1 pseudogene is annotated in these 371 nt (G+C 58.8%); it reads left to right on the forward strand.

The annotated features are described in order from the left end of the window. A pseudogene (locus M9827_RS27645) lies at positions 1-371 on the forward strand (calcium-binding protein); the annotation flags it as partial.

Genomic DNA, 371 nt, shown 5'->3' on the forward strand with positions numbered 1-371 from the left:
GACACCTTGAGCTACGCCACCTCCGAGCAAGCGATCAACCTGACGTTGACCGGCGTCAACGGCACCGGTCTGGGCGGCGATGCGCAGGGTGATGCCTTCAGCAACCTGGAAGCGGTTATCGGCACGGCGTTCGATGACGTCTTTACCCTCAACTCTGGTAGCACCAGCATCAGTGGTGGTGCCGGTAACGACGTTTACATCATCAATGGTCCGTGGACCGGTGGCATCGGTGAAGGCGCCGGTGGCGGCGATGATGAGATCCGTACCAACCAGCTCAAAATGGGCATGAGTGGTGAAATCGAACGCTTGACCTACACCGGTACCGGCAACTTCACCGGCACAGGCAGTGCTGGCAATAACATCATCACCGG

Origin of the sequence: Pseudomonas sp. AKS31, assembly GCF_023634765.1 — a bacterium.
In the GTDB taxonomy this organism is placed as follows: domain Bacteria; phylum Pseudomonadota; class Gammaproteobacteria; order Pseudomonadales; family Pseudomonadaceae; genus Aquipseudomonas.